The organism is Alteromonas sp. 14N.309.X.WAT.G.H12 (assembly GCF_036697315.1).
Lineage (GTDB): Bacteria > Pseudomonadota > Gammaproteobacteria > Enterobacterales > Alteromonadaceae > Alteromonas.
Genome location: NZ_JBAHZB010000088.1, coordinates 1 through 14,666, shown reverse-complemented (window position 1 = coordinate 14,666; position 14,666 = coordinate 1). Strand labels below are relative to the sequence as shown.

Here is a 14,666-nt window from a genome sequence, read left to right as displayed (position 1 = left end):
GCTGTAGAGATATACATGTCGTAATTTCAGGCAGATAGTTGTACTCTTAATCAAAACAATAACAAGAACAAAAAATTACTACTTATTATTCAGCCTATTATATAGACACCGCTGGATTAAACCTGTCGCGTATCTATACATATCACAGGGTAATTTTTTGGCATGCCTCCCGATTTATGTTTTTATTAGCAGTACGACATATCCCAATACAATACAGGTAAAATATGAAATGGCCATTTAGATATGATCTGTTGCAGCGTTACCGCTTAATTGAAATAGTGGCTGTGTGGGAAGGAAAATTAAACGCCGGCCATCTTATTGAGCATTTTGGTATTGGTCGTCAACAGGCATCCAAAGACATCAATAAATATTTACACGATGTGGCTCCCGGCAACCTTGTTTACAATAGTTCAAGCAAAGGCTATGAACCTTCGGGCACCTTCAAACCTGTGGTTACCACAGGCTCGGTGGATGAATACCTGCAACTTGTGCAGCGCAATTCAGATCTTATGTCCACATTTGAAAACCTGGTGCTGGGATTTAATCATACCACCCGCGTCCCCTTACCCAGTTTTCATATTAAGCCGGAAATCCTCAGGCCCATCATCAAAGCTTGCCGTCTTAACGAACGATTAGAAGTGGATTACCGCTCCGTTAACTCGCCAAACAAAGATGGCCGCATCATCGCTCCACACGCCATTGTTCACTCAGGCATGAGATGGCATGTCCGGGCCTATTGCGAGAAAAACCAAGAGTTTAGAGATTTTGTTCTCACCCGTTTTTTTGCTGTCCCCGAAGTCATTGGTAAATCCAACATAGCGGTGAATGATGACAGTTACTGGCACACCAAGGTCAATGTGTGTTTTAAACCTGATCCTCGTTTGTCCGTTGAACAACAAGAGGTGGTAGCCAATGATTACGGGATGAAAGACGGAATGTTGATTGTCACCGTGCGCGCGGCGCTGGTGCATTACCTGCTACAAATGATGAAAGTTGACCCGAATATTCTCCACGCCAAACCCACAGCGCAACAAATTATCATCGACAATATGGCGGCCATCGAAAAATGGTTATTTAAATAGTGAGCAAAAAAACATCCAATGGCCACAGGCGCATCGGATGTTTTTAATACTATAACAGCCTTTAGAATTCGTATTGATAGGACAATTTAACACTTGTACCTATAGTACGGCTTCGAACGGTAATACCGTCTTGTGTAACTTCTTGATCTTCACCTAACAGGTTCTTAAGCCTAAGCTTAATGGTGCTATTAAACGTAGGATAGTATGAATAAACCACGTCTAATGAATGGAATGGTTGTTCAAATGCATCGTCACGACCATTGATACCTGAGGCCAAAATACGCTCCCCAAATACATTGTATACAACCGATGCACTGTGCTCGCCATTGGCTGAATCATAGTTCAACTGGAAGTTAGCGACATACTTGGAGTGTCCATTCAAACGTTTCTCGGTATTGGTCAGGTTACCGGCATCAGACGCTTCAATGATAACTTCTGAATCACTCAAGGTAATATTCCCTGAGGTGAAGAAACCACTTGATAACCAACCTAAGTCATACAACCATTCGGCTTCCATACCGTACAACTCAGCCGACGTACCATTGGTAAAGCTAGCAGTGTACGATGAATCACCCACGCTAAGCACGGTTTCAATGGGGTTTGTAATGTCTTTGTAGAACAAAGACAACGCCAGGTTATCACCGTTATCGCCATACATCTCGTAACGTATATCGTAGTTTGTCAACTGACTTGATTTAAGGGTGATACTCCCCGTTGTACGAATATCCGTAAGCGGATCATAGTAACCCACGGGCACCACTTCACGTAAATCGGGACGCACAACGGTTTCGCCATAACCAAAGCGAAGCTGGTAATCTTCACCACCAATATAGGTCAAGCTTAACGACGTATAGACATCGTCATCGTTAATGGTACGATCGAGGATATCGTCAGCATTGTAGTAAGTTTCAAGATCATCAGCATCAAAAATCAAGCTAGAAGATTCTAACGCAATCTGCTTGAACGCTTCGTACCTTAGGCCACCACTAATACGCCAGGTATTGTCATAGAAAATATCGAAGGCACCATAGCCTGCTTCAATTTTCTGCGCTGCAATATAATCGTCCGCTTCTGGCGCTTCCGGTTCGTTAAAAGTAACAAGTAAATTGTTATCTTCAATAAAGCTATCGGTTAAGTAGGATGCCGCATTGAGCAAATCATCTTCATTGCTGATGACTTCAATGGATGAACCATTGTTGTTAACAAAGAAGCTGGAGGTGGTGTAATACCGCGCCCGATCCATGAAGTCCCAGCCACCTTTGAGTTCTATTTCAAAGCGCCCAAGGGTGAAAGGCAAAGTCACATTCCCACCGTAATTCTTCATGAAATCGTCCATTTCCACGAATTCATATTCGGCTTGACCATTACCACCATTGATGTCGGAACTCACATAGTTTCCGTCACTGTCGTAGTTATTGTTAAAGCTAAATGTGGCATCCAGAGGAATGTCCGTTTCGACTTGTGATTCAGTGTATTGCCAATCAACGCCAATGCCCCAAAAATCCAAGAAGGTATGTTGGCCTTGAAATTGGTCTACATCAAGATTGCGCTCTTCAATGGTGAACTGCTGTTCGTATTCTGCCGTGTTATCTTGGGCAATAGTAACGTTTTGCGACGGGTTTTGAGACACCAGGATCTCAGATTCATCTTCGTTATCCTGAATGTACACTTTGGTATAGCTTACGCTATGGGTCTTCCACCGGTAACCGGCGGTAAATAAGCCGTTATAGCGTTCATTTTGATTGGTGACCTGTGAGTCAACCAGACTATCAAAACAACTGTTGACGACATCTTCAGCGGTGTCTAGCTGCTCAGAACAGCCATCGATGAGATCCGCACTCACCACACCGTTACGTCTGTCGGTATAAGTCCACCGATTGTCGTATGCCACGGAGGCCAGAAAGCCAATGGTTCCGCCAAAATAATCTTCGTCAAAGCTATTCCCAATATAAGCCTGAGCAGACAAATTGGGATCGAGGGATTCATTGGAAAGGTTCAGATTTCGTGGCAGACTTTCTAGCAGTTCGTTATTGATTGCCGTCGCTTGTTCAGCGGCAGTAGTCGTATCGTTCGCCACTAACGCATCACGCTCAATGATATTTCTCAGTGAGAAATCCCCTTGATAGTGAAGGATGGCATTGGTTAATGCTGACGGTTGGCCCGAGTCATTACCGTTAAAGGTATAGCCATCAGAGCTGTTACTATCCCCTTCAATACCCACCTGAAATCCAGCAACAAACTGACTGGGAATGGATTTGGTACGGATGTCTACGTTACCCCCACCGAACGCCGCTGGCATATCCGGTGAATAGGCCTTTTGAACCGCCAGGCTCTCGATAACATTAGAAGGAAAAATATCTAATGGAATAACATTCCGTGTTAAATCGGGACTAGGAATACTCGCACCGTTTAAACGCGCACTGGAATAACGTTCCCCTAACCCACGAACGTAAATGAATTTACCATCCACTAAGGTCAAACCGGTTACACGACGCAACGCTGAGGCCGCATCACTATCACCAGTACGAGATATTTGATCGGCACCAAGAATATCGGCAACGAATGCTTGATTCTTACGCTCTTCGATAACAGCAGCAGCTGTACCTTGCAGACGTGTTCCTGTGGCAACAACTTCTTCAATGACATCGTCGTCCTGGGCTTGCGCTTGCATGGAGCCACAGAGCAAGCAGGCACCGACGGCCATTGCAATTTTATTCGCTCTAAAAGGAGTCTTCATCTTTCATACCCACACACTAATGAATAAAAAGGCGCAACTAGGGCGCCTAATAATTCGATTCAAATTGGTTACTCGTCGTCAGCGTTAGCGAACGCGTCACTTACCCAGTTGTACCAATCTGAAGTAGTGTCTGTAGGAGATACTGCACCGATGAAATCAGTAGTTTCAAAGAAGTCAGCGTCAATGGTGGTCATATCAGTTGGCGTGATAGACAACTCAGAAGACGTGGAGAAACCATTATCAGCAAGTACGGTATCAGAACCATTACCCACCACACTGGTGCCGTCTTCGGTAAACCAACCTTCGATGGTGACAGAACCGCTGTCAGTTGTAACCGTTTCACTGCCGGTTGCCGCTAACTGTGCACACGCTGCATAAGAGGTTTTAATGGCCGTGGTGTTGGTTACGATATTATCTGCTGCGTCACTGGAGTAGTTAATACACCAAGTTTGTGTAGCCGCTTCTTTCTGTAAAATGGTGTTATACCAGGTCGCAGAAATGGAATCGTCAAGTTTGATGCCGATAGAAGGATCGCTGTCACGCACAGAGATATCATCGGTTGTGATAACGGTTACGTTTGCAATCTGCGGTGCAGAGGCAGGTGCTTCAGCAGAGGTATCCCCCTTCTCCCCGTCAGCTTCAAAACCACCATTACCCATGGCGATAGTTTCGCCGCTAGAGTTTACAACGGTACCGTGCTTAATAAACAAGTACTGGGCATTACCTTGCCAACCGGCGTCAATATCAATGGAGTCGTCTTGGGTATCCGTTACAACAACGTGCTTAAAGTTAACTGCACCGCCAAACAACTCAATGCCATCATCGTAACCAGCATAAATATCGATATAGTCAATTTCTGTACCCGAACCGACAGCAAACAAGCTTAAAGAGTTAAGATCGTTACCGGTTTCCGCACCTGCCGGCAAACCACCTGCATAATGAATTTTCACAAACTTCAGCGTACCGCTATCGTCTGTATTATCGCTGCCGCCGTAGTAGGTAACCGCGCCTTCGGATTCAGCATTACAGCTACCGGCTGCACGTTCTGCGTCTGTACATTGATCCGTAATACCAAAGCCATCAATCATGATCCCGCCCCAGTCTTGTGGAGACGGACCGGCACCGACTGAATCAAGGGCATCGATGGTATTAGCAGAAGTAAATGTAATTGGGCTATCGTAAGACCCTTCCGCTTCGATATTGGCGCCGCGGTTAATTTGCACACGTGAAGAAGAGTTATCAAACACAATGGTTGTGCCCGCTTCAATGGTCAACGTAGGACCATCTTCCTCAATGGTGCAACCTTGTGATGTGTCACAGCTTTCACCCATAATCAGTGAACTTTTGAAATAATGTACAACGTCACTTGAAAGCGTAAGATCTTCTAGGATTTCATTCGATGCGCTGGCAAAGCTTGTGTCATAAGTACAAATTTCGTTAGTGCTATCGTAGGTTCCTTGTAACGTGTCGCCGTCGCTTTCATAAGAAGCACACAGGTTTGTGTCTTCATCAGAAGAATCAGTGGTATTTGTTGTAGTTGTTGTCGTGGTGCTATTGTCGATAGTGGTTGGCGTAACATTGATATCGCCGCCACAACCCGCTAGCGATAACGCTAAAGCGATGGTAGATACGTTAAATAAACCTTTAAGTGTCATGTGCTTCTCCAAAAGACTGTAAGCTGGTTTTTATTTGAAAACGCGAGTAGGCTACCGCAGCCAAATGACACATTTGTTACAGCCGCCGACTGTAACAAAACTTTAATATAAAAATCTTGAACTCATTGGAAACACAAAAAATACCTCGTATAACTAGTCTGTTTTCATTGTATTTAGTGTGGTGTATTGCAGAATGGTTGAAGCAGAAGCGCCACGGACCTATCGACGATTACCGCAATGATTTATGACAAAGCCATAAAGTACAAAAAAGCCCTGAATCTTTCTCAGGGCTTGGTCTATTCGAAATCATTTATCGTCTTAGCTTTTGAAACTGCCCTAACTTTAAAAGTAACTGAACACGATCTTTTACGCCGAGCTTTCTAAAAATGGACGCCATATGATCTTTTACCGTACTCACGGTAATAGAAAGTGTCTTGGCGATGGTAAGATTCGAGGCGCCTGTGAGCACTTCATTGACCACTTGTTTCTCTCGGTCAGTTAGTGTTAGCTGAGTTTCATCAAAGAACGAGAAGGCTTCGTGTTGTGACAACAGTGACACTAACGAACCCAACATGCCTCCAGGCACCCATATTCCGCCCTGCTCTACCGCATGGATTAAATCCACCAACGCATCTAATGGAATACTCTCCAAGCAATAGCCTCTAGCGCCAGCCTGCAACGCCTGTTGTAATTCATTTAATGCTAACTGTGGTGAAACCACAATGACCGTTTGCCCCATCCCGACACCGTTTTGCACCTGGTCTATCCAGCTTTGAGTGGAGACATGCACCCAATAAAAACCGTCACAGGGTTGCTCGGTACACTCGGTTATCTCGTTATACACATGCCCGCAAAGTGCTAACAGAGGACAATGGGGTAACTGACGATTTGCTATTAACTTATGACCCATTACTAGCGCTCCTGGAATGCTGAGGACGTCACGCGAAGTAACGGCTTTAATATAAACTGTAAAACAGTTCGTTTGCCGGTGATGACATCCACCTGCACCGTCATGCCGGGTATGATGTCTAAGTTTGTATCCGAAATCGTTTTTACCGTATGCAGCCGAATAATATAATAGGTATTGTCTTGTTCATCGGTAATGGTATCTGCGCTTATATGTTCCACTTGGGCTTCCATACCACCAAAAATGGCATAGTCATAAGCGCTAAATTTTAGAATAGCTTTTTGGTCTATACGGATAAACGCAATATCTTTAGGCGATATTTTCGCCTCCACAATCAGGCGATCATCATAAGGAATAATTTCGGCGACTTGACTGCCAGGGGTAATCACACCGCCAACGGTGTTCATCAGCAAACGCTGCACGGTTCCTTTAACCGGCGAGCGCAACGAAGACTGCACTACTACATCGTTCAAACTGGTTTGTGACTCTTTCAATCCAGAAAGTTTAGCCAACGACTCAGCAAGCTCCTGATTCCATTTATTTTTTATCCTCAACCTATTTTCTTCTTTGCTGTTGATTTCTTCCTCTAACGCCGCTTTTGAGCTCGCTAAAATAGCCAATGTACGCTGAATAGAACCGTACAACTCCACTATTTGTCTGTCGATATGCAGAATATCCATCTGTGATACCGCGCCCGAGGCTAATAAAGGTTTAGTAACATCGAGTTCTTGCTGAGTTAACTTAAGCGCTTCTTTATACTGTGCAAGCTCTGCTTCTGATCCCGCCACGTCCTGTTTTCGTTGTGCAATACGGTTATCGTAGCCACGCAGCACTTCAATCAGTTCATTTTTACTTGACTGGTACAGTCTTTTTTCATTTTCAACAATCGTATAAGCATCATTCGTTAGTTTCGTGTGAAAAGTTAAAGGCAAATCCTGTAATAGCGCGGTTAAACGTTGTACTTTTGCCTCAACAGCATTGAATTGAGTGCTGTTTTCCATAAGACTAGATAAAAATCGCGTCGGGTCGATCTCCAGTAACACATCACCTTTTTCGACCAAATCACCTTCTTCCACTAAAATCGATTCAACGATGCCACCATCGAAGGATTGCACTACCTGTAATTTACTCGCGGGAATGACTTTTCCCTCCCCACGAGCCACTTCATCAATAGGCGCAAAATAAGCCCAAGCTAATAACAGTACTAAGAAAAATACCGTGCAATACAACATGGCTTTTGCTTTCAGTGGTTTTTGTTGTATGCGGGCCCACTCGGCCTCAAGCACCCAATCATGCCCCGGCGGCGGTGCCATCCAATTTCTAAATAATCGTTGTAATCTCGTGGTCATAACCTAAGCCCGCTGCTTTGCAGGTTCCTGGCGAGAAGCCAGGGTGGTAAGTTTCGCCAATATTTCATCTCTAGCACCGTCGGCAATACAACGTCCTTTATCAATCACAATAATGCGATCTACCAAGGATAAAAGCGCTTGCCGATGAGTTACCAGCAGCAGTGTTTTGTTGGCAACTTTTGCCTTGATAAGCCCACACACTTGCTTTTCGGTAGCTGAGTCCATTGCCGAGGTGGGTTCATCTAGCAGATAAATAGAAGGATTGCGCACCATTGCCCTTGCCAGCGCAACGGCTTGACGTCTGCCGCCAGATAAAAATTGGCCATTTTCACCGATTTGCATATTGAGCCCGTCCGGATGGTTATTCACAAAATCGGTCATACCGCAGGCTTCAATAATTTCCCATATAATGGCTTCGTCGATTTCGTCATCAAAGGCGGTGATATTCTCTTTTAGCGTGCCGGATAATAAATTAAATTGCTGTGGCATATAGCCGATGCCTTTGCGCAAGGCCATGGGCTCATATTGCTCGATATCAATGCCGTCTATGGTGAGCAACCCTCTGGTCACACTATAGCCCTTCATCAACAGGGTGTTGATACTGGTTTTTCCCGAGCCGTTTTTCCCTAAAATAGCCACATGCTCTCCGGCTTTTATCGTCAAGGATAACTGGCTAAGTGCCGCGACCCGTTGTTCCGGATAAGAAAAGGATACCTGTTTAAATTCAATTTCTTTACTAAAAGGCTGATGCACAGTCCACTTTTTATCGGCATTGATATCTTGTTCACGGCTCATTAAATCATCTAAATTGGACAGCGCCGTTTTGGCCTGATGATATTGCGCCAGTATGCTTGCCGCCATGGATAGCGGTCCCATGGCTCTGCTTGATAACAAGTAGGCGGCAATAAGTCCTCCTTGGGTAATTTGGCCGTCAATAATCAGGTACACGCCAATTAATATGATCACCACGCCCACCGACTGCTGTACATACAACGCCAAATTGCTCACTGAGGTTGCTGCCAAACGCAGTTTCGCGTTGGTTTTTGCCAGGTAAATCGATTGCTTTTCCCATTCAAACTGCAAGTGGTGCTGCACGCCGGTGAATTTAACGTCTTCAAAGGCATTCATCGCTTCAGTAAGTAAACCGTGCTTCGTTGCGGTAATCTCACTCATTGCATTTGAAAGACTTTCTAAGGTTTTTTGCACGTACAACCCATACAATATGAGTAAGGTGCCGCCCAGTAAAATGGGAATGGCCAGATACATATCGACAAAACAAATAATCACTAAAAAAAGCAACGCAAAGGGCAAGTCGACAACCGACACTAAGGTCACCGAGTTTAGAAAGCCTTTAATGGCATCAAAAGATTGAATTCGATTAACAAAAGCACCGCTGGATTTAGGACGCTCTTTGAGTTTGAACCCCAATACTTGCTGTAATAGGGCTGACGATAACGTCACATCGATGCGACTGGCGGCCAACTCCACGAAAAAATGTCGCAACATGCGAAGAAAAAAATCCGCCATCAAGGCCAGCAGTACACCCACAACGAGCACCCATAAGGTTTCAATTGCCGCATTGGGGACCACGCGATCATAAACATTCATTACAAATAAAGGCAATGCAACGGACAAAAGGCTGATAAACACAGAGGCGACGATAACGTCTTTATACAGTGGTGAGACGTCTTTGATGACGCCCCAAAACCAGTTATTTTTGTCTATTTGAGTCGCAATGTGTTGTTTGTGATGTGCCCGATGGGTTGGCCGAACAAAAATCACATATTGGGTATATTCCGCCTCGAATTCAGAAACATCGAGGGATTCTACCGCGTCGCTGGAGTCAGGGAACACCACTTCCACGGTTTGAATATCTGCGTTGTACGAATGCAAAATACACGCTTTTTCATTTTTGAGGATCAATATGGCGGGAAGTAATGCAAGATTAATTTGGCTTAATTCACGTTTTGTTGTTTTTGACGTTAAGCCCAACCGTATTGCCGCTCTACCTAGCGCAGAAGGCGACAATGTACCATTTTTCATAGGCAGACCAGCTAATATAGAATCCCGTGACATAGAGATTTTGTGGTACTTACATATCACACTCAGGCAGTCCATAAGTACGCCACCATGGTGATGGCTGGTCTCATCCATTGGACTATCGGTCATAATGTTTGACCCTTTTAGTTGCCCTCTTATCGCTCAAACAGATCCCCATGCTCATCAAGATCAACAATGAGGGCTTCAATTCGACGATTGACAGTATTCGACTGAAGATCGGTGCTATTTTGCAAAGGCCTTTCTTCTCCTACTCCTCTGCCTATAATGCGGTTTGCAGGCACTCCCATGTTATCCACTAACCAGGTCACCACACTAAGAGCCCGTCGCTTAGATAACTTTTTGTTGTACACGGCACTGCCGTCTAGGGAAGCATGACCTTCGATAATCACGCCACTTTGCGGGTAGCGTTCAAGGGCTTCGACAATGGGAAAAAACAAAACCTCATACGAAGCTTCAATGTTTGAGGAATTAGGTGAAAATGGCACGTTAACAATAATTTTTTGCCGTACATTCTCTTGCCCTAACAAGTCGCTCGACACATCTGGCACAGCGGGTAATGCTTTCTCGGCTTCACAGCCGTTATTATTCACTACAACGCCAACCGGCGTGTTTACACAATCATCCCAAAGATTAACCACGCCGTCGTGATCCGTATCCCGCGTTAAAATGCTTTGTTGCGGATCATCTGGGTTAACACTCAGTGCTGGACAAACATGCTGGGGGTCAAAGAAGCTTTGGGGATCATCCTTGTCCACTCTTTCATAGGCTTTGGTACCTGAAAAATGATGATTAACTTTTAACTTACTGGTTAACCCCCCCTGAGTGGATAAGATGGAAAAATACGCTTTGAGCTCAGCATAAAACGCTTCTCTGTATGCTCGGCTAGATTCATAGGCCTCATTTTCAGCATCAAGTAAATCTAATAATGTTCTTTGCCCAATTTTAAATTGGTCAAGATAGGCGGTGCGTACACGACGGGAAGATAAGCGGTGTTCATTCAATGCCGGTAATCGCTGCTCTAAGTTTTTAATCTCGTTATAGGATATTTGTAATGTCTGGCGGATATCGCGACAAACGCTTTCACGTACATCTTTGGCTCTGTCTATTTCAAATAACGCAGCACGAACACGGGATCTATCACGCCCGCCATTGTATAAATTATAAGTAAGTTGTAGACCAATGCTGCCCTCTGTTAGTCGATTATCTAAGCCATCATCATCCCGGTTTTGGCTACCATAGCTGGCTACGACATTGACCTTAGGATAATAATTACTGCGTGCTGCTGTGATGGCGAATTGCTGAGCATTGATATCAAAATACGCCGCTAAAAAGGTCGGGTTGTGTTCGTAGGCTTTATAAATAATGCTTTGTAGCGGCACATCAACAAGGCCTACGGGGCGGTATACATTAAGAGAAACTAGACGTTCTGGCGGCAATATGCCCGCTAATCGTAAGAATCTGGCGGAAACATCATGAAGATTAGCTTGGGCGGTCATCACGTTGGACTCAGCCAGCGACAAACGCCCACTTATTTGTTCAAGATCGGCACGACGAGCAACGCCCGCATTAACACTTTCTTCAATTTGTTTAAAAACACTTACATGGGTTGTTAAGTTTTCTTCTGCAATAATCAAAAGTTCACGAAATTGCTGCACATCCGCATAGGCCGACACCACTTCAAATGCGGTATTTTCAATGGTTGCAAGTAACTCAAAATAGCGAACCTTTCTTGCTTCGTTGAAGCGCTGAATTTCACTGGAAGTGAAAAAACCGTCGAACAGCAACTGTGAGACCGTAATTTGTGCATCATTAAACACATACGAACGGTCGATGCCATAATTCCGTTTAAGATAATTTAGCCCTGCAGAAACATCAACGGATGGACGCCAGCCCGCTTCAACCTGTCTTTTGTCCTCACCCGCTATCATAAAATCACGCCAACTGCGCTGAACATCGGGGTTATTATCTATGGCATGACTTAAAATATGTTGTAAGTCGTGTGGCACAGCTAGCGCGTTTTTAGTGGCAAGATAACTCCCAACTATCACCATAAAAATAGGAAGTAATTTGAAGCACTTTATTTGAGGAAAACGTTTTTTTCGCACCAACGTATGTGCTCCACAAGCAATTTAAAATAGATGTCTAAGCCAAGACTAGTTGTGGATACCCATTTGCGCAAATTAGAAAAGACTATTTATTTAGATTTTTTCGTCACGTAAATCAGATTGTTAATAACCCTATCGGACTTGAGTCCGATGGCGAACCCCATAAACTCAACTACGGTTATTATTCATCAAATTAATGGGGAAACATCGTGGCCGTAGAATTAATAGCCGTATCAGGTGAATTGTTTTATCAAAACGAAAATGGCGAAGCGGTACAAGTTCAATCAGGAGATTTGATCCCCGACGATGCAATTTTGTATGCACAGAATGGCACAGCAAATTTTATAACCACCAATGGTCAGGTTACTTCCATTGCGGCTGACAGTGCACTCAATTCCGGCACTTCCTTACCAGCTGAAAACCCTACGGACAATAATGAATTTATTGTTTACGATGACAGTCTAAATACCCTTTCCCAAGCCCTTGATGAAGCCGAATTAACAGTATCTTCAGACGCAAATACCGCTCAAATACCCCCGGTTGATGACAGCAATGCTAATGTTTTTGAACAAACACCCGTTAATCTTCAAGAAAAGCCGATAAATGAAAATATAGGTTCATCGTTCATTCGTCTTATCCGTGTATCAGAAGAGGTCGGCGCTCCCCAATTTTCCTACGAAACCACATCACCAGTTAGACCTACTTCAGCTTTGGAAAGCAACCGATTTGACGGGGAGAGTGGCACCATAACCTTACAGTCCTTGGGCGAAATTAACAGCACGACAACGATAGTTTCCGGGGTTACAGACTTAAATACTGGCACACCAATTCGTGTAACTATCACAGATGAACAAGGCCTTGAAAGGATCATTCCTACCCTAGTTCAGGGAGACGGATCTTTTTCAGTTGAAATCAGCTCACTTGAAGACGGCACATTCCACTTGGTTGTCACTGCACCGGCATCAAATGGCGATATCATTGAAGCGTCCGATACTCTCATTATTAATACCACACCGCCGACGATTACAATAAATGAGCTCGGGACTCACAACTCAACTTCCCCCGAAATAACCGGCGAAACGGATCTTGTTTCCGGTAGTGAAGTGAACATTGTGATCACCGATGCCGACGGAAACACCCAAACTATAGTTGCACCTGTTGCACAAGACGGCAGCTTTTCTGTCACCCCTTCAGTTGATATTGTTGAAGGTGACTATTCCGTTGATGTCACTGCAACGGATTCAGCAGGAAACATCACCACGATCTCCCACGTGGGTACCATAGACGTCACGGCGCCAACATTTGATCTTAACGATGTCAGTACAAATAATGAAAATACGCTGGTTATTTCTGGTAATACTGATTTACCTGCAGGCGAAATCGTAACGATAAATTTGACCGATGCCTTTGGTAATAATCAAACCATTACAACGCTAGTGCAAAACAACGGTACTTTTAGTGCAAACATACCCAGTGATCTTGCTGAAGGTGACTTTGAGGCAAAGATCACCTTTACCGATGAAGCCGGTAATACAAACACCATAAGCCAAACCGGTACGATTATAGCTGACGCTCCCATTGTGGTTATTGACGCAGAGGATCCTACTACGGGTGTCACAACGCTATCAGGCACGTCATCAATACCTCAGGGAAATACAATCTCGGTTGTCATTGAAGATTCAAATGGCATCACCTTTACACTTTCTACCATTGTGGATGAGGATGGTAGTTTCTCAATTCCTCTCCCCACTGAAATTTCGAACGGCGAATACACGGCGATCATTACCGGTGTTGATGTAGATGGAAATGACACCGCAGTAACCTATTCGGGTACCATTATCCAATTGGCTAATCCCATAGTAGTAAGCATTTCTGATGACGCTTCAAGTGCCACGCCTACCATCACCGGGAATACAGATTTAACGGCTGGTGAATTGGTGTCCATCAGCGTCACTGATGCTGACAATGAGACCCAGACCTTTACCGCCACTGTCCAACCTGACGGTTCATACAGTGCCGATGTGCCTACTGCGCTCGCTGAAGGTGATTATACGGTTTCAGTAACAGCTTCTGATGATGCGGGCAACAGTATTACCGTGAATGAAACCGGTAGAATCGATACCACTGCGCCAACGTTAACGGTAACCGATCCCGGATTAGGCAATGACGCCACGCCCACCATCGCAGGGAATACGGATATAGTGGCTGGTGAGTTGGTGACTATCAGCGTCACTGATGCTGACGATGATACCCAGACATTTACGGCTACTGTCCAACCTGACGGTTCCTTCAGCGCTACGATACCCGATGACCTGACTGAAGGTGATTATACGGTTGCTGTCAGCGCCACCGATGAAGCCGGAAACACTACCACGGTGAATGAAGATGGGTCAGTGGATACCACTGCGCCAACGTTAACGGTAACCGATCCTGGACTAGGCAATGATGCCACCCCTACCATTTCCGGGAATACGGATATACCGGCTGGTGAGTTGGTGTCCATCAGCATCACCGATGCGGATGATGATACCCAGACCTTTACCGCCACTGTCCAAGCAGACGGTTCCTTCAGCGCTACGATACCCGATGACCTGGCTGAAGGTGATTATACGGTTGCTGTCAGCGCCACCGATGAAGCCGGAAACACTACCACGGTGAATGAAGATGGGTCAGTGGATACCACTGCGCCAACGTTAACGGTAACCGATCCTGGACTAGGCAATGATGCCACCCCTACCATTTCCGGGAATACGGATATACCGGCTGGTGA

General features: G+C 44.9%; 8 protein-coding genes. 2 read left to right on the top strand and 6 right to left on the bottom strand.

What is annotated here, in order from left to right; genetic code table 11:
* The first annotated feature begins 224 nt into the window (after positions 1-224).
* Complete coding sequence (locus V5298_RS16305) at positions 225-1,082, top strand: helix-turn-helix transcriptional regulator (RefSeq protein ID WP_332932502.1); 858 nt, start codon at positions 225-227, stop codon at positions 1,080-1,082.
* Between the two features lie 61 nt (positions 1,083-1,143).
* Here V5298_RS16305 and V5298_RS16300 read toward each other — a convergent pair whose 3' ends face one another.
* The 6 genes from V5298_RS16300 to V5298_RS16275 all read right to left on the bottom strand — a co-directional run bounded on the left by V5298_RS16300 (position 1,144) and on the right by V5298_RS16275 (position 11,797).
* Positions 1,144-3,819: a TonB-dependent receptor domain-containing protein gene (locus V5298_RS16300; RefSeq protein WP_332932501.1), complete on the bottom strand. Its 2,676-nt coding sequence runs from the start codon at positions 3,817-3,819 to the stop codon at positions 1,144-1,146.
* 68 nt (positions 3,820-3,887) lie between these two features.
* Complete coding sequence (locus tag V5298_RS16295) at positions 3,888-5,474, bottom strand: hypothetical protein (protein WP_332932500.1); 1,587 nt, start codon at positions 5,472-5,474, stop codon at positions 3,888-3,890.
* 310 nt (positions 5,475-5,784) lie between these two features.
* The gene (locus V5298_RS16290) at positions 5,785-6,384 is read right to left on the bottom strand and encodes a response regulator transcription factor (RefSeq protein WP_332932499.1); all 600 of its coding nucleotides are present in this window, start codon (positions 6,382-6,384) and stop codon (positions 5,785-5,787) included.
* Between the two features lie 2 nt (positions 6,385-6,386).
* Positions 6,387-7,730 carry an HlyD family type I secretion periplasmic adaptor subunit gene (locus V5298_RS16285; RefSeq protein WP_332932498.1) on the bottom strand — a complete coding sequence of 448 codons (1,344 nt, stop codon included), beginning with the start codon at positions 7,728-7,730 and terminating at the stop codon, positions 6,387-6,389.
* Between the two features lie 3 nt (positions 7,731-7,733).
* Positions 7,734-9,899, bottom strand: a complete 2,166-nt coding sequence (locus V5298_RS16280) for a type I secretion system permease/ATPase (protein WP_332932497.1) — start codon at positions 9,897-9,899, stop codon at positions 7,734-7,736.
* 26 nt (positions 9,900-9,925) lie between these two features.
* On the bottom strand, positions 9,926-11,797 hold the full coding sequence (locus tag V5298_RS16275; RefSeq protein WP_332932496.1) for a TolC family outer membrane protein: 1,872 nt from the start codon (positions 11,795-11,797) through the stop codon (positions 9,926-9,928).
* A 308-nt stretch (positions 11,798-12,105) separates the two neighbouring features.
* Between V5298_RS16275 and V5298_RS16270 the strand changes: the two genes are divergently transcribed.
* Positions 12,106-14,666: Ig-like domain-containing protein (locus tag V5298_RS16270; RefSeq protein ID WP_332932495.1), on the top strand; the 2,561-nt coding region annotated here is incomplete at its 3' end.